General features: G+C 71.5%; 15 protein-coding genes. 5 read left to right on the top strand and 10 right to left on the bottom strand.

Annotation, left to right across the window (positions count from 1 at the left end):
• Nucleotides 1–186 precede the first annotated feature (186 nt).
• From NRP21_RS16490 to glgX, 3 genes are all read left to right on the top strand, one after another.
• Nucleotides 187–1,356: an efflux RND transporter periplasmic adaptor subunit gene (locus NRP21_RS16490; protein ID WP_257717315.1), complete on the top strand. Its 1,170-nt coding sequence runs from the start codon at nucleotides 187–189 to the stop codon at nucleotides 1,354–1,356.
• Entirely contained in the window at nucleotides 1,353–4,469 is a 3,117-nt protein-coding gene (locus NRP21_RS16485) for an efflux RND transporter permease subunit (RefSeq protein WP_257717314.1), read from the top strand. Before NRP21_RS16490 ends, NRP21_RS16485 begins: the two co-directional genes overlap by 4 nt.
• A 166-nt stretch (nucleotides 4,470–4,635) precedes the next feature.
• The gene (gene glgX / locus NRP21_RS16480) at nucleotides 4,636–6,771 is read left to right on the top strand and encodes a glycogen debranching protein GlgX (RefSeq protein ID WP_257717313.1); all 2,136 of its coding nucleotides are present in this window, start codon (nucleotides 4,636–4,638) and stop codon (nucleotides 6,769–6,771) included.
• Between the two features lie 369 nt (nucleotides 6,772–7,140).
• On the opposite strand, the gene NRP21_RS16475 is transcribed toward glgX, so the two are convergent.
• Together NRP21_RS16475 and NRP21_RS16470 are read right to left on the bottom strand one after the other, a co-directional pair.
• Nucleotides 7,141–8,061 (bottom strand): LysR family transcriptional regulator, encoded by a 921-nt coding sequence (locus tag NRP21_RS16475; protein WP_257717312.1) that lies wholly within the window; start codon nucleotides 8,059–8,061, stop codon nucleotides 7,141–7,143.
• A gap of 75 nt (nucleotides 8,062–8,136) precedes the next feature.
• A complete protein-coding gene (locus NRP21_RS16470) occupies nucleotides 8,137–8,568 on the bottom strand; it encodes a DoxX family protein (protein WP_257717311.1) in 432 nt (143 codons plus the stop codon).
• A gap of 188 nt (nucleotides 8,569–8,756) precedes the next feature.
• Between NRP21_RS16470 and NRP21_RS16465 the strand changes: the two genes are divergently transcribed.
• Together NRP21_RS16465 and NRP21_RS16460 are read left to right on the top strand one after the other, a co-directional pair.
• The gene (locus NRP21_RS16465) at nucleotides 8,757–9,680 is read left to right on the top strand and encodes a ring-cleaving dioxygenase (RefSeq protein ID WP_257717310.1); all 924 of its coding nucleotides are present in this window, start codon (nucleotides 8,757–8,759) and stop codon (nucleotides 9,678–9,680) included.
• A gap of 47 nt (nucleotides 9,681–9,727) precedes the next feature.
• Nucleotides 9,728–10,342, top strand: coding sequence for an alpha/beta hydrolase (locus NRP21_RS16460; RefSeq protein WP_257717309.1), 615 nt, complete (start codon nucleotides 9,728–9,730; stop codon nucleotides 10,340–10,342).
• A 105-nt stretch (nucleotides 10,343–10,447) separates the two neighbouring features.
• Here the strand turns inward: NRP21_RS16460 and NRP21_RS16455 are convergent, their stop codons facing one another.
• From NRP21_RS16455 to gspG, 8 genes are all read right to left on the bottom strand, one after another.
• Nucleotides 10,448–11,428: a transglycosylase SLT domain-containing protein gene (locus tag NRP21_RS16455; protein WP_257717308.1), complete on the bottom strand. Its 981-nt coding sequence runs from the start codon at nucleotides 11,426–11,428 to the stop codon at nucleotides 10,448–10,450.
• A 243-nt stretch (nucleotides 11,429–11,671) separates the two neighbouring features.
• Nucleotides 11,672–12,160: a hypothetical protein gene (locus NRP21_RS16450; RefSeq protein ID WP_257717307.1), complete on the bottom strand. Its 489-nt coding sequence runs from the start codon at nucleotides 12,158–12,160 to the stop codon at nucleotides 11,672–11,674.
• Nucleotides 12,157–12,717 (bottom strand): type II secretion system protein GspM, encoded by a 561-nt coding sequence (gene gspM / locus NRP21_RS16445; RefSeq protein ID WP_257717306.1) that lies wholly within the window; start codon nucleotides 12,715–12,717, stop codon nucleotides 12,157–12,159. Before gspM ends, NRP21_RS16450 begins: the two co-directional genes overlap by 4 nt.
• Nucleotides 12,714–13,811, bottom strand: coding sequence for a PilN domain-containing protein (locus tag NRP21_RS16440; RefSeq protein ID WP_257717305.1), 1,098 nt, complete (start codon nucleotides 13,809–13,811; stop codon nucleotides 12,714–12,716). The genes gspM and NRP21_RS16440 overlap by 4 nt, the downstream gene beginning before the upstream one ends.
• Nucleotides 13,808–14,413: a prepilin-type N-terminal cleavage/methylation domain-containing protein gene (locus NRP21_RS16435; RefSeq protein WP_257717304.1), complete on the bottom strand. Its 606-nt coding sequence runs from the start codon at nucleotides 14,411–14,413 to the stop codon at nucleotides 13,808–13,810. The genes NRP21_RS16440 and NRP21_RS16435 overlap by 4 nt, the downstream gene beginning before the upstream one ends.
• Nucleotides 14,410–14,778 carry a type II secretion system protein gene (locus NRP21_RS16430; protein WP_257717303.1) on the bottom strand — a complete coding sequence of 123 codons (369 nt, stop codon included), beginning with the start codon at nucleotides 14,776–14,778 and terminating at the stop codon, nucleotides 14,410–14,412. The genes NRP21_RS16435 and NRP21_RS16430 overlap by 4 nt, the downstream gene beginning before the upstream one ends.
• A complete protein-coding gene (locus tag NRP21_RS16425) occupies nucleotides 14,759–15,193 on the bottom strand; it encodes a GspH/FimT family pseudopilin (protein ID WP_257717302.1) in 435 nt (144 codons plus the stop codon). Before NRP21_RS16425 ends, NRP21_RS16430 begins: the two co-directional genes overlap by 20 nt.
• A 5-nt stretch (nucleotides 15,194–15,198) precedes the next feature.
• Nucleotides 15,199–15,645, bottom strand: coding sequence for a type II secretion system major pseudopilin GspG (gspG, locus tag NRP21_RS16420; RefSeq protein ID WP_257717301.1), 447 nt, complete (start codon nucleotides 15,643–15,645; stop codon nucleotides 15,199–15,201).
• Between the last annotated feature and the right edge of the window lie 6 nt (nucleotides 15,646–15,651).

The following is a 15,651-nucleotide window of genomic DNA, read 5'->3' as shown; positions in this document are numbered from 1 at the left end:
GGCCGATGGCCCGACGGAACGAGGGCCGGGGGGCGGGGGGAAAGACAGTTGCAGAGATGAAATCTTCGGCATGGCGGGCTTTGCGGCCGCCTGCAGGCCCGCGCTGGAGTTCCAGTGCGTAACCACAGCGATCCGGAACGTATCGGCCCAAGATCGTACTTCCGATTATCCACAGCACACATCAGAATGGTGCTTTCCGACCGGAACCTGACGATGCGCTCAGTTTTTGCCGCGCTTTGCTGCTTTTTGCTCGCTTCCCTTCCTGCCCTGGCGCAGGAGGCCGCGCCCGTTTCCGTGGCCGCCGCGCCCGCCAGCATCGGGGCGCTGCCCGTCGAGGTGACAGCGAACGGGACGGCGCAGGCTGTCTCCATCATCTCCGTCCGCTCCCGCGTGGACGGGCAGATCGAGCGGGTGCACGTGCAGGAAGGGCAGATGGTGAAGGCGGGCGACCTGCTCTTCACCCTCGATTCCCGCAACACCCAGGCCCTGCTGCAGCAGCAGGAGGCGATCCTGGCGCGGGACCGGGCGCAGCTGGAGCGGGCGCAGTCCGATGCGCGGCGCTACGCCTCCCTCCGGTCCGACGCCTTCGCCTCCGCCCAGCGGGCGGAGCAGGCGCAGGCGGACGCGACGGCGCTCGCGGCCACCGTGCGGGCCGACGAGGCGCAGGTGGCGCAGACCCGGCTGACCCTGGAATTCGCGACCATCCGGGCGGAGGCGGGCGGCCGGCTGGGAGCGCTTCCGGTGAAGGAGGGGAACTTCGTGCGGGCGGCGGAGGGGGCGGTGCTGGCCACCATCACCCAGACCGACCCGATCAACGTGGCCTTCTCCGTGCCCGAGCGCTGGCTGGCGGAACTGCGGGAGGCGCAGGGGCGCGGCGAGCGGCCGAAGGTGCGGGCCCAGGCACCGGGCGACAGCGCCCGCCCGGCCGAGGGCGAGCTGATCTTCGTGGACAGTTCCGTGGATACGGCCACGGGCACGATCGGGCTGAAGGCGCGCTTCGCCAACGCCCCCGCCCGGCTGTGGCCGGGGCAGTACCTTGAGGTGGTGATGGTGCCGCGGGTGGAGGCGCAGGCCGTCTCCGTGCCCGTGGCCGCGGTGCGCGTTGGGCAGGGGGGCAATTTCCTCTACGCCCTGACGCCGGAGAACACCGCCCGGCGGGTGGCGGTGAAGGTGGTGCGCTACGCCTCCGGCCGCGCCGTGATCGAGGGCGGGGTGGCGAATGGCGAGATGGTGGTGACGGAGGGCATCGAGCGGCTGCGCGACGGCGCGCGGGTGGCGGTGCGGAACCCCGGCGGCCCGCCGGGGGTGCAACCGCAGGCGGAGGCAACCTCCGGCCGGCAGGCGAGCGCCCGATGAACCTTTCCGCGATCTTCATCCGCCGCCCGATCATGACCGGGCTGCTCTCCGCCGCCATCGTGCTGGCGGGGATCATGGGCTACCGGCTGATGCCCGTGGCGGCCGTGCCGCGGGTGGACTTCCCCGTGATCACCGTCTCCGCCCAGCTTCCGGGCGCGAGCCCGGAGACGATGGCAACCAGCGTCGCGCTGCCGATGGAGCGCGAGTTCTCCACCATCACGGGGATCGATTCGATCTCCTCCACCTCCGGCCAGGGCACGACGCAGATCACGCTGCAATTCGTGCTGAACCGGAACATCGATGCGGCGGCGCAGGACGTGCAGGCGGCGCTGACCCGCGCGCAGCGGCGCCTGCCGATCGAGATGACGACGCCGCCCTCCTACCGGAAGGCGAACCCGGCGGATGCGCCGGTGGTGCTGCTGACCCTCTCGGGCGGCGACGTGCCGCTGTACCAGCTGAACGACATCGCCTCGACCCTCGTCTCCCCCGCGCTCTCCCGCGTGCCGGGGGTGGCGCAGGTGGTGACCTATGGCGAGCAGCTGTTCTCCGTGCGCGTGCGGATGCGGGCGGACCGGCTGGCCTCCATGGGGCTGACGCTGGACCAGGTGAGTAGCGCGGTGGCGACGGCCAACTCCAACACGCCGGTCGGGACCCTCTCCGGCCAGCGGCAGCAATTGGTGCTGCGGGCGAATGACCAGCCGCCGGACGCTGAGGCCTTCGGCAAGCTGGTGGTGGCCGGGCGCTCCGGCGCGCCGGTGCGGCTGGCCGACATCGCGGAGGTGGTGGACGGGGTGCAGAACGACCGCATCGCCTCCTACCGCAACGGGGTGCGCGGGCTGACGCTGGCGGTGCAGCGCCAGCCGGACGCGAACACGGTGGAGGTGGTGGACGGGGTCTTCGCGGCCCTGCCGGAGCTGCAATCAGCTCTGCCGCCAGGGGCGCGGATCGACGTCTCGCTGGACCGCTCGCTCTCCATCCGGGCGGCGGTGCACGACGTGCAGGAAAGCCTGTTCATCGCCATCGGGCTGGTTGTGCTGGTGGTCTGGCTGTTCCTGCGCCGGCTGCTGGCGACGCTGATCCCGATGATCGCGGTGCCCATTTCACTCTGCGGCACCTTCGCGCTGATGTACGCGATGGGCTACGGCATCGACAACGTGACCCTGCTGGGGCTGACGCTGGCCGTCGGCCTGGTGGTGGACGACGCCATCGTGATGCTGGAGGCGATCATTCGCCACGTGGAGGAGGGGATGAACCCCTTCGAGGCGGCGATGAAGGGATCGCGCGAGATCGGCTTCACCATCATCTCCATCACCCTCTCGCTGACGGCGGTGTTCCTGCCGATCCTGCTGATGGGCGGCGTGGTGGGGCGCGTGTTCAACGCCTTCGCGGCCACCGTGACGCTGGCCGTGGCGGTCTCCTGCTTCGTCTCCCTCACCCTCACGCCGCTCATGGCCTCCTGGCTGCCGGCGCATTCCCACGACGCCAAGCCCGGACGGGTGGACGCCTTCCTGGAGGCGGGGTTCCGGGGGATCGAGCGGGCCTATGCCTGGCTGCTGGACCTGGCGCTGCGTTTCCGGCTGGTGGTCTGGGGTGTGTTCTTCGCGTCCCTCGTCGCGGCCGGGTGGCTGGCCATGGCGATGCCGAAGGGCTTCTTCCCCATCGAGGACACGGGGCTGGTCAGCGTCTCCACCGAGGGGCCGCGCGACGCCTCCTACGAGGCAATGACGGAGATGCAGGGGCAGGTTGCCGCGACCATCGGCCGCAACCCCTATGTGAAGAGCGTGTCCTCCAACATCGGGGCGGTCGGGCAGAGCCTTTCGGTCAACCAGGGGCGCATGTTCGTGGAGCTGAAGCCCCGCGCCGAGCGGCCGATGGTGACCGAGGTGATCCAGGGGCTGCGGCGGGAGGTTTCCCAGGTGCCGGGCATGCAGGTGTTCCTGCAGCCCATCCAGAACCTGAACTTCGGGGCGCGGCAATCCCGCACCCTGTACATGTACACGCTGCAGGGGTTGGAATCGAAGTCGCTGTACGACTTCGCCCAGCGGCTGGCGGCGCGGCTGCGGGGTAACCCCCTGCTGCAGGACGTGAACACGGACCTGCAGCTGGATGCGCCCGTGGTGAACGTGCAGGTGGACCGCGACCGGGCGGCCGCGCTGGGCGTGAACGTGGACCAGGTGCGGCAGGCCCTCTACTCCGCCTTCGGGGCGCGGCAGATCTCCACCATCTACGCCCAGGCCAACGCCTATCCCGTGATCGTGGAGGCGCTGCCGGAGGACCAGCGGGACGAGAACGGGCTGCAGAAGCTCTATCTCCGCTCCAACACCGGGCGCCTGGTGCCGCTCTCGGCCCTGGCCACCATCCAGCGCGGCACGGGGCCGCTGACGGTGGGGCACCAGGGGCAGCTGCCGGCCGTGACGATCGGCTTCAACCTGCCGCCCGGCGTGGCGCTGGGGCAGGCCACCGACGCGATCCGGGCGACGGAGCGGGAGATGCAGCCGCCGCCGGGCGTGATCGGCGCCTTCTCCGGCACGGCGCAGGTGTTCCAGCAGGCGCTGGCGGGCCAGGGCATGCTGATCCTGGCAGCTGTCATCGTGATGTACGTGGTGCTGGGCGTCCTCTACGAGAGCCTGGTTCACCCGCTGACCATCCTCTCCGGCCTGCCGGCGGCGGCGCTGGGGGCGCTGGCGACGCTGTGGCTGTTCCACATGGACCTCTCCGTCATCGCGGTGATCGGCGTGCTGCTGCTGATCGGGCTGGTGAAGAAGAACGCCATCATGATCGTGGACGTGGCGCTCAGCCGGCAGCGAGAGGGGGCGGACCCGCGCGTGGCGGTGCGGGACGCCTGCGTGCTGCGGTTCCGGCCGATCCTGATGACCACGCTGGCGGCGGCGGCGGGCGCGGTGCCCATCGCGGCGGGATGGGGCGCGGCCGCCGAGCTTCGCCAGCCGCTGGGCCTGGCGGTGGTGGGCGGCCTAGCGGTGAGCCAAGTGCTGACCCTCTTCGTGACGCCCGTGCTCTATCTCGGCTTCGACGCGCTGGAGCGGAGCGTGAAGGGGCTGCGGCGCGGGCGGCGGGTGCCGCACGGGGCGGCGCACCCGGCCCCGGCGGAGTAGCAGCGAGGGCCGCTGCGGCCCTAAGGCCGCGGCGGCGGAAAAAATGCAGGGGCCGGGGGGATTCGCGTCCCTCCGGCCCTTTTGCCGTCAACCGCCGGGCCTGCCGCCCGTTCCGCTGTCCGCGATCGACGCCCTGGGGCGCGGGCATATTGGACGGAACGGGACGTTGGCAGAGATCATCAAGGGCCGGATCAAAGAGGGCTCGCCCGCCAAGCGCGGGGCTCACTGGGACGGGGGAGGCACGAACTTTGCCCTCTTCTCCGCGAATGCGACGAAGGTGGAGGTCTGCATCTTCGACGGCAGCGGGGAGAAGGAGATCGAGCGCGTCGAGTTGCCCGAGTACACGAACCAGATCTTCCACGGGTACCTGCCCGATGTGGGGCCGGGAACTTTCTACGGCTACCGCGTCCACGGCCCCTACGAGCCGGAGGCGGGGCACCGCTTCAATCCGAACAAGCTGCTGCTGGACCCCTATGCCCGCGCCCATGCGGGGTCCCTGACCTGGGATCCGGCCGTTTTCGGCTACAAGATGGAGACCGGCGACGATCTGACCTTCGATGAGCGCGACAGCGCGCCCTTCATGCCCAAATGCGTGATCGTGGACCCGAACTTCGACTGGCAGGGCGAGCCCGGGCGGCGCTTCGTGCCCTGGGACCACACGGTGGTCTACGAGACGCATGTGAAGGGCTACACGAAGCTTCACCCGGAGGTGCCGGAGAACCTGCGCGGCACCTACGCCGGGCTGGGGCAGAAGCCGGTGGTGGACTACATCAAGTCGCTCGGCGTCACCTCGGTCGAGCTGCTGCCGGTGCACACCTTCATCAACGACGACTTCCTGCTGCAGAAGAACCTGGTGAACTACTGGGGCTACAACAGCATCGGCTTCTTCGCGCCCGACCCGCGCTACGCCTCCGATGTGCCGAACAGCCTGCGCGAGTTCAAGGAGATGGTGGCGCGCTTCCACGAGGCGGGCCTCGAGGTGATCCTCGACGTCGTGTACAACCACACGGCCGAAGGGAACGAGAAGGGGCCGACGCTGTCCTTCAAGGGCATCGACAATGCCAGCTACTACCGGCTGCTGCCCGACCAGAAGCGCTACTACATCAACGACACGGGCACCGGGAACACGGTGAACCTCTCCCACCCCCGCGTGATCCAGATGGTGGCGGACAGTCTGCGCTACTGGGTGCAGGAGATGCACATCGACGGGTTCCGCTTCGACCTCGGCACCATCCTGGCGCGTGAGCCGCACGGCTTTGACGAGCAGAGCGGCTTCCTGAAGGTGTGCCAGCAGGACCCGCTGCTGCAGACCGTGAAGCTGATCGCCGAGCCCTGGGACATCGGCCCCGGCGGCTATCAGGTGGGCAGCTTCCCCGCCGGCTGGGCGGAGTGGAACGACAGCTTCCGCGACACCGTGCGCGATTTCTGGCGCGGTGAGGCGAGCGCGCAGGCGCTGGCACCGCGGCTCTGCGGCTCGCCGGACAAGTTCAACCACAGCGGCCGCCGGGCCTGGGCCAGCGTGAACTTCGTGACCGCGCATGACGGGTTCACGCTGAACGACACGGTGACCTACAACGAGAAGCACAACGAGGCGAACGGGGAGGACAACAAGGACGGCCATTCCGACAACCGCTCCTGGAACTGCGGGGCGGAGGGGCCGACCGACGACCCGGAGATCAACGCGCTGCGGGAGCGGCAGATCCGGAACATCCTCTCCACCCTCGTCCTCTCCCAAGGGACGCCGATGATCCTGGCCGGGGACGAGTTCGGGCGGACTCAGGGCGGGAACAACAACGCCTACTGCCAGGACGACGAGATCAGCTGGGTAAACTGGGCGATCGAGGAGAAGGGGCAGACCCTGATCCGCTTCACCCGGAAGCTGCTGGAACTGCGGCACAAGTACCCGATCCTCCGCCGCACGCGCTTCCTGACCGGGGAGATGAACGAGGAGCTGGGCGTCCGGGACGTGACCTGGATCAACGCCAACGGGTCCGAGATGCAGCCTGTCGACTGGGACAACGAGACCACCAAGTGTTTCGGCATGCTGATGGACGGGCGCGCGCAGGTGACGGGCATCCGGAAGCGTGGGCAGGACGCCACGGTGCTGATGGTGATCAACGGCCACCACGACGTCGTGGAGTTCACCCTGCCGGAGGCGGCAGGCTGCCAGGGCTGGACGCTGCTGGCGGACACGAACATTCCCGAAGACGAAGAGGAGCGCGCCTTCGAGTGCGGTGCGACCTACCAGGCGACAGGGCGTTCCGTGATCCTGTTCCTCCTGCAGGCTGAAACGACCGGGTGAGACTAGCAGGGGGCGCCGCCCCCTGAACTCCCGGGCAAACGCAAAGCGCTTGTCCCGGGCCAGAAGTCTCTGGACCTGCATCGGACTGCTGCAGGCCTGACCCAAAATCAGGTTCCGGGCGAGGAGCCCGATCCTGCCCCTGCAGTCGCCTCGGCTCCACCGGCCGAGGCGCACCGCCAGCGAAGCCCAGACCAGCTGGTAGAAAAAGATGATGGAGAGGGGTCCAGGGAGAGGAAGAATTCCTTCTTTCTCTCCCTGGGACAGACCAGCGCCAGAGGATCAGACCAAAAGACGGCGCTCAGCCTGAATCCGGGAATCCGGCGGAGGGCTTTGCGCCGGTGCCGAGATCCAGCCCCCGCACGTCACGCCTCATGTTCCGGGGCTAGTGTCGCGTGGTGCTCCGCCTTCGATGAGGGTGCGTCTCGCCGCGACCGCCGCGGCGAGGTGGTCCAGCAGTGCGCGCACGCGCGGCGTGTGCCGCAGGTCGGGGTGGGTGAGGAGCCAGAGGTCGGAGGCGTAGGCCGGGTCGGGTGGCGCGAGGCGGGTGAGGCCCGGCCAGGAATCCCCGAGGAAGCAGGGCAGGTGCCCCACCCCGATCCCCGCAGCCACCGCGTGGGCCAGGCCGAGCACCGTGTCGAAGCGCGCGGCCAGCCGCCCGGGGGCGACGGCGGCCTGGGCGAAGCGCACCACCCTCAGCCCCGACAGGTTGTCGCCGAGGCAAACCCAGCGCGCGCTTTCCGCCGGGTCCGGCGGGTGCTCCGCCCCGGCCGCGCCGTAGAGGGCCCAGGCGATGCGCGCGGCGCGGCGGCCGACCAGCGCGTCCGGCGGGCTGTCCGTCGCGCGCACCGCCACGTCCGCGTCGCGGCGTGAGAGGTTCAGCGCGGCATTGCCGGTGACGATGTCCAGCCGGATTGCCGGGTTCGCCGCGCGGAAGCCGGCGAGCATCGGCATCAGGAGATCCGAGAGCAGGCTGTCGCTGGTGGCGATCCGCACCTCGCCGGAGGGCGCGACGTCCTGGCCCGCCAGGCGGCGCGTGACGGTGGTGATGTCCTCGTCCACCCGCGCCGCGAGGGCTGCCATCTCCTCGCCCGCCGGCGTCAGCGCGTAGCCGCTGCGATGGCGCTCGAAGAGCGCCTGGCCGAGCGTCGCCTCAATCGCCTTGAGGCGACGGAAGACGGTGGAGTGGTCCAGGCCCAGCCGTACCGCGGCGGCGGGCAGGTTGCGCGTGGCCGCCACCGCGTCGATCAGGCGGAAGTCGTCCCAGGCGAGGGTTCGGGCGGGTTCCTTCACGGCGATGGTCCTGACGCACGAAGCCGGCGGCACGGGGAGCCGTGCCGCCGGCAGGGGGCGCCAATGCTAGGCCGTTCAGGCGGCAGCGGCGAGGGCCGGGCGGGAGGCGGGCACGGGCGTCGCACGGAGCGCCAGCGCGCCGTCTCCGGCCAGGGCCTGCACCAGGGCGCCGACGATCAGGAAGGCCGGGTATTCCCAGCCGCCGTTCGGCGCGTTGAACACCCAGCCATTGCCGGCATGCACCATCAGCGCGCCGGCCAGCACCGGCAGCAGCACGACGGAGACGGCGCGGGCGTAGAGGCCGAGGATCAGCGCAACGCCGCCCAGGGCCTCCGCCACGATGACGGGCAGGGCGAGGCTGGGCGGGAAGCCGGCCTGCGCCATGAAGCCGGCGAAGCCCGGCACGGTGAAAACCGCCACCTTCAGCCAGGCATGGGCGATGAACATCACGCCGAGCGAGAGGCGCAGCAGGGTGAGGGCGTAAGGGGCGAAACGAGGGTCGGTCATCGGGAATCTCCGTTGCGACGGGTTGACTGCGCCGCAAGGTGGCTGGCGTTCGGGTGCAACACTATTCCGCATCCGGCAATGGCGGGATTGCGTGAGTGCAATCGGTTTGCCCTGTCCATCCGGCCCCGGCCTGCACAATTGTGGGGCCAGCGGAGCCGCAGGGGCTCCACCCCACAGGAGCAGCCATCATGGCGACCAACGGCATCCACCACGTCACCGCCATTGCCGGGCAGGCGCAGCGGAACCTAGACTTCTACACCCGCGCCCTCGGGCTGCGGCTGGTGAAGAAGACCGTCAACTTCGACGATCCCGGCGCCTACCACTTCTACTACGGCGACGCGGCCGGCAGCCCCGGCACGATCCTCACCTTCTTCCCCTGGGAGCACGCCGCCCCCGGCCGGGCCGGCGCGGGCGAGCTGCAGGAGACGGTGTTCCGCATCCCGCAGGCCGCGATCGGGTACTGGACGGCGCGGCTGGTGAACCACGGGTTGGAGCGCGCGACGCGCTTCGGGGAGACCGTGCTGACCTTCCGCGACCCGGACGGCCTGCGCCTGGCCCTTGTCGGCATCCCCGGCATCGAGGCCGAGCCCGCCTGGGACAATGGCGAGGTGCCGGTGGAGCATGCCGTCCGCGGCTTCCACAGCGTGTCCCTGATGCTGGACCGCACCGAGCGCACGGGCGCGATCCTGACGGACGTGTTCGGCTTCCGCGAGGTGGCGAAGGAGGGGAACGTCACGCGCTACGCGGTGGATGGCACGGCCATCGGCGGCATCGTGGACCTGCAGGCGGTCGGCGGCTTCCTGCCGGCGCGGCTCGGGCGCGGCTCCGTCCATCACCTCGCCTTCCGCGCGGCGGACGACGCGGCGGAGATGGAGATGGTGCGCAAGCTGGCGGAGAATCACGGCCTGCACACCACGGAGCAGAAGAACCGCGATTACTTCCGCTCCGTCTACTTCCGCGAGCCCGGCCACGTGCTGTTCGAGATCGCGACGGACATCCCCGGCTTCGCCGTGGACGAGCCGGCCGAGAGCCTCGGCGGCGCGCTGAAGCTGCCGAAGTTCCTCGAGGGGCACCGCGCCGCGATCGAGGCGGCGCTGCCCGTCCTCGCCTGACATCCCCCATGCGGGCCGCGCCCCGGCGCGGCCCAGGAGGCACGGCCATGAGCGCCACCACGGACTTCATCCACGTCTTCGAGCCCGGCACCGATCCTGCCCGGCCGCCCGTGCTGCTGCTGCACGGCACGGGCGGCAACGAGAGCGACCTGCTGCCGCTCGGCCGCATGGTCGCGCCCGGCGCGGCGCTCCTCTCCCCGCGCGGGCAGGTGCTGGAGAACGGGATGCCCCGCTTCTTCCGCCGCCTGTCGGAGGGGGTGTTCGACGAGGACGACCTGCGCCGCCGCACGGACGACCTGGCGGCCTTCATCCGGGACGCGCAGGCCCGCCATGGCATCGCCGCGCCGGTCGCGCTCGGCTTCTCGAACGGGGCGAATGTCGCGGCCAGCCTGCTGCTGCGCCATCCCGGCCTGCTGCGGGGCGCGGCGCTGCTGCGGGCGATGGTGCCCTATGCCGAGCCCCCGGCGGCCCGGCTGGAGGGGACGAAGGCCCTGCTGCTCTCCGGCGCCGCCGACCCCATCGTGCCCGCCGCGAACAGCGAGCGGCTGGCGGGGATTCTCCAGGCCGCGGGCGCGTCGGTGAAGCACCACGCGCTGCCGCTGGGGCACGGCCTGTCCCAGATGGACGTGGCCCTCACCCGGGACTGGCTGGCGGCGCTCTGAACGGCAGGGCCGTGCCCTGTGGCCAGGAGATGACGCGGTGGCACCGGCGGCCGGAAGCGCCGGAAGATGCCGGGCATCTCCTCGGGGCGCAGCGGCACGGGCCCGTTACCGCGCGCCGGCCATCGGCGATGCCACGAGGGCGACATTGCGGGCGGAAGAGAGGGTGCGGAAGCCGGCGCCGCCTTCGGCCCGCATGAGGCCGGACCGGGCGCGCATGCGGATCTGCTCCAGTTCCAGCCGCTGGGCGGCCAGGGACGCCATCGCAGCCCGCTGCTCCTGCGTCAGCCCCCTGTACTGGCGGCTGTCGCTCAGGGCCTGCACGGCCGCGGCGGGATTGACGGCGCTGAGCAGGCGGATCGAACCGAGATCGTTCTCGGCCATGAGGTGCCGCTCCAGCCGTTGTGCCTCCGCCCTGTCGAGGCCCGCCGTCAGGACACCTCGCAGGACGTTCGCGGTTCTCGTCGGCGTCGGCGTCAGTGTCGGCATTTGCGGCGCGGGAAGGCTCCTCGTTCCGCCCGGCTCGCTCCGGGCCAGGGCGACCTTGCGGCTATAAGCCCCGCCGCGCTCCGGCTCGGCCGAATGGTAGCGTGCTATGGCCTGTTCCCAATCCCCCGTGCGGGCGTGCAGCTGCAGCAGGAAGCGGATGGCATAGGCCAGGTTCGCCTGCGGGTCGAAGGCCTGGTCGAGGCTGGCGAAGGCATTCGGATGGTGAAGCAGGTTCACCTGCATGCAGCCGACATCGATGGAGCGCATGCCGCGGCGGAGCAGCGCCGACACCTCGTTGATGGCTGCCGCCTTGCTTGGCGCGGCGCGGCCGGCACCCTCCGCGTTGTAGGACCAGGGCCAGGGTTCGGCACGGCCGGTGCGCGGGTCCCGCCCGCCGCTCTCCACGAGCGCGATGGCGCCGAGCACGCCCACGGGAATGCCGGAGGCCGGCTCGGCGGCGGCGATCGCCTGGCGGCACGTCGTCCAGTCATCCTGCCGCCCTGGATCCTGGGCCGGCTGCGCGCCCGGCCGTCCCGGCCATGCTGTGAGAACGACGAGCAGGAGCGCGGCGGCAAGGGCGAGCGACGCTTCATGCTTCATGCGCGACAATTCCGAAGTCGTTTCGGATATTCTGGCGCAGGATGCAGGTTTTCGCGCGCGCTTCTCGTCTCCTGATCCGAATGGCGCGTGAGCGCGGCCGGAAAGCAACAGCGTCGTCGGGAGGGCTGCCCTGGCAGGCCCAATCGCCCGGGCCGCCGAGCCGCAGGGGCGGGCCACCTGGCCATGCGACCCTATGCCGGCATCGTCCCGGCGCGTCCTGCGCCTCCCGATCGGCCTGCCGTCCTAGTTGCTGCGCACGACCCCCACCGCCGAAGGCACGCGCGCGCCGAGCGACAGGGATCGCGTGCCGCGCATCAGTTCCACACCCTCCCCGGAGATCCGCTCCACCTGCCAGCCATCCACCTGGTCGCCCACGGCGACCCGCATGAGCCGGCCGTCGGCAAGGCGGAGCAGCGCGAGGGAGCTTTCCGCGCGGACGATCACGCCCGATGCGGCCGTGGGCGGCGGTGCCTCCTCCGGCTGTTCGGCGACCTCCGGCGCGGCCTTCGCCGGAGGCCGGCGCCCCATGGAGAAGAGCGGGCGTTCGCTCTGCTCGGACCAGGGGCCGGCGGGGGGATCGGGTGGCGGCACGATGGCGATCCCGGAGACGGCTCCGGTGGTCGCAGCCTGACCGATGGCGGGGAGCGACGGCAGGGTCACGGCCTGCTCGCGCGTGGAGAGGTAGCCGAGGCCGAGGCAGGCCGCCGCCAGGAGCGGAAGGCGGAGCATCATCGAGGTGTCTCCTCTCGCCGGGTGCCGAAGAGTTCGATCTGCACGTCGAGGGGCCGGTTGGGGCCGTTCCCCGCCGTGGTCAGGGTCAGGGTCTGCACCTGCAGCAGCGCCTTGCCGGTCTCCAGCTCGGCCAGCAGGTTCTGCAGGCCCTCAGGGTCGGTCTGCAGGCGGGCCCGCACGCCGACCCGCCCCTTGCCGCCGTCGCCGCGTCCCTCGGGGAGCGTCTCGATGCTGTTGATCGTTCCCCGATGGCGGCCGGCCGCCTCTCGCAGCCGCCGCTGCAGCTCCGCCCCGGCCAGCGCGTAGCTGCCGCCGGAAAGGTCGGTGACGCCGGACAGGGCCTGCCGGAGGGCTGCCGCCTCGGCGAGGAGCGCGGGCTCCCTTGCCGCCACGCTCATGGATCGGGCAGCGACCGCCATCGCGTTCTCGGCACGCGCGGAGAGTTCCGCGCGGGCGTCCAGCCACGGCACCACGACGAACAGCCACGCCACGGCGGGAATGAGCGCCAGCAGGGCCAGGGCGACCAGCCGGCGGACCGGCTTAGAGAGGTTCATCATCCGGACGGCTCCCGCCCTGCGAGGCGCTGGGGCACCGGGGCCGGCACGACCCGCAGCCCGATCTGGAAGCGGTCCGCCACCTCGCGCTGGGCGCGTGTCACGGGCGCCGCGAAGCGGACCTCCTTGAAGATGGAGGAAGTGTCGAGCAGCTCGAGCAGCGTGTCCGAGCGCGCCGCGAAGCCGGAGACGATGAGCTGGTCGCCGGTGAGCCGAAGCTCGGACAGCCAGACATCGTCCGGAAGGAGCTGCGCCAGCTCCTCCACCACCGCGACGCTGGCGGGGCGCTCACCGCGCAGCTGCGAGGCGGCTGCCAGGCGCGCGCGCAGGGCCGCCGTGTCGGAGTCCAGCGCGAGGACCTGCTCCGCCACCTTGCGCGCGCTGGCCGCGCGCGCCTCGATGGCCGCAACCGCACTCTCCTGCTGGCGCAGCCCGGCCTGCGCGAACTGCAGCCCGAGGAGCAGGATGACCCCCATGAGGCACGCCTCGGCGGGGCGGCGCCAGCGCAGCTTCGGCGGCGCCAGCCTGTCCAGCGAAATGGCCGGCCACTCGGCGGCCGGATCGACCCGCGCGACGAGTGCAGCCGATCCCGCCACGCCCCGGACATCCGCGGCGACGGAGGCGATGAGGCTCCGCGGCAGCACGGCCACCTCCACCTCGATCCGCTGCGCCTCGGGCAGGCGCCGGAGGATGCGCGCGGCCCACACCACCTCGCTCGCGGCGAAGGGCACGTGCTGCTCGATCTCGAAGTCCAGCACCGCGTTCAGCCGGGACTCGGCCATCGCGGGAAGCAGCAGCGTCCGGCGCAGCATCCAGGAGGACGGCACCGCGACGACGAGGCTGTCCTCCGAGGCGAGGGCGCGCAGGCCGCGGCTCCGGCCGGCGGATCCCTCCTGCGGCGGGAAATCCGCGATGCGGCGCCAGCCCTGGCGTGTCGCCCTCGCGAGGAAGGGCTGCCCCTCGCGCAGGTCGAGCAGGAGGCTCGGGCCGTGACCCTTGATGCGGGCGGGCACCATGTCCGAGAGCTCGCTGCGCCACCACTTCAGGAACTCGGAGCCGTGGGCGCGAGCCGAAGAGAGACTTGTCAGAGCCGTCATTCCGCGCGCTCCTCCCTCAGGCTTGCCAGGCGTGGCGCCACGATCATGGGCGGCCATCGCCGTGTGTCGTCATTCGCAAAGGACACCCGCATCTCGATCGCCGCCGGAAGCCGCGCGGCATCGGACCAGAGGTCGCGCCAGGCGGGCGCCTCCGGTCCGCGGGGGGTGCCGAAGTAGCGGAGCCGCAGCTCCGCGGCACGGTCGATCAGGAGGCGCCCCTGCAGGCCCTCGCCGCCCGCGTGGCCCGTGAGGGGCCGCCAGAGCAGGCGCAGGCCCTCCTCCTCCCGCCGCACCTCCACGAGCGCGGGGCCGGCCACCCCGAAGCGGGCGGGCAGCTCCGTGACGAAGGCCACGCGGTCGGGGTTGCCCTGGAACAGCACGGCGGGCTGGCCCCCCGGCCCGATACCGATGAGCGGCATCGCGCCGACCAGGCGCAGGCGCAGGAGATCCTGCACGGCGGCCAGCGCGCCCTGGTCCGCGGCCGCGACCTTGCCGGCCTGCCCGATGAGGTTCAGCGTCGAGAGCCCGAGCGCGGCCACCAGCCCGAGCACCACCAGCCCGACCAGCGTCTCCACCAGCGTCATGCCGGGGCGGGTCATCATGGCCGTGCCGCCGGGCCCGGGCGGAGCGTCTCGAGGATCACGGGGCCGAGCACGACGCGCACGGGGCGCAGCACCACGCCGCCCGCGCCTGCCTGGCCAGGGCCGATCTCGATGCTCCACCGCCCTTCCGGAGCCTCGCCGGCCTGGCGTCCCTCCCGCGCGGCGCCCGGCGGGGCATAGGCATCCAGCAGGGACTGCGCCGCCAACACCGCCGAGAAGTCCGCCTCGCGCTCTCCCTTGGACCGCATGGCGTTGCCGAGCGCCGGCAATACGGCTGCCACGGCCCCGCCGATGACGAGAAGGGCGATCAGCGCCTCCACCAGCGTGAAGCCGGGCCTGTGCAGGCTAGCGGGAGGGCTGGACATGACCGGTCATCCAATCCACCGCGACATCCGCGGCGCTGCTGCTCTGCACAATCCTCACCCGGCCGCCGGTCGAGCCTCCCTCGGCATCGAACAGGATGGCGATGCGGCCATCCGGGCGGAGCCCTGCCTGCGTCGCCTCCACGATGAGGGCCGAGCCCGAGGGCAGGTAGCCGGTGCGGCCGCCGCTCGCCCGGCGGAAGCTGCCGAGCTCGGTGTCGAACACCACGCCCGTCTCCCGCCCCGTGCGCCGGGCCTCCATGCGCGCTTCCCGCAGCATGGCCGCCGCGTCGTCGGCGGCCGCCCTGAGCAGCGCCCCGCGGCCCGCGCCCCACAGGCGCGGCAACGCGGTCGCGGCCAGCGCGAGGATCAGCAGGACGACGAGCGTCTCGATCAGGGTGAAGCCGGGGCTGCGCATGGCGGCTACCAGCTCGTCACGTCCGAATCTTCACCGCTGCCGCCCGCGCGGTCGTCGGAGCCGAGGGTGAAGAGGTCGTAGGGCCCGTGCTCGCCGGGGGCGCGGTAGCGGTAGGGGCGGCTCCAGGGGTCCAGCAGCTGGTCGGCCTTGCGCACGTAGGGGCCGTTCCAGCGCGGCGCGCCCGACGGCGCCTGCATCAGCGCGCCCAGCCCTTCCTCGCGCGAGGGGTAGCGGCCGACATCGAGGCGATACAGGTCGATCGCCGTCATCAGGCCTTGCAGCTGCAGCTTCGCCGCATCGTGCTTCGCGCCGCCGAGATAGCGCATCGCCTGGGGCGCCGCGACGGCAGCCAGCAGGCCGAGGATGACCAGGACCACGAGCAACTCTACGAGCGTGAAGCCGGGCCGCCTGGCAAGCCACCCCGATCCTCCACGCACACCCAGAACGCGCACCTTCGC

The sequence above is a fragment of the Roseomonas populi genome, assembly GCF_024594815.1.
Classification (GTDB): domain Bacteria; phylum Pseudomonadota; class Alphaproteobacteria; order Acetobacterales; family Acetobacteraceae; genus Roseomonas; species Roseomonas populi.
Note: the sequence above shows the minus strand (reverse complement) of the source record. Positions and strands in the feature narration are given on the sequence as shown.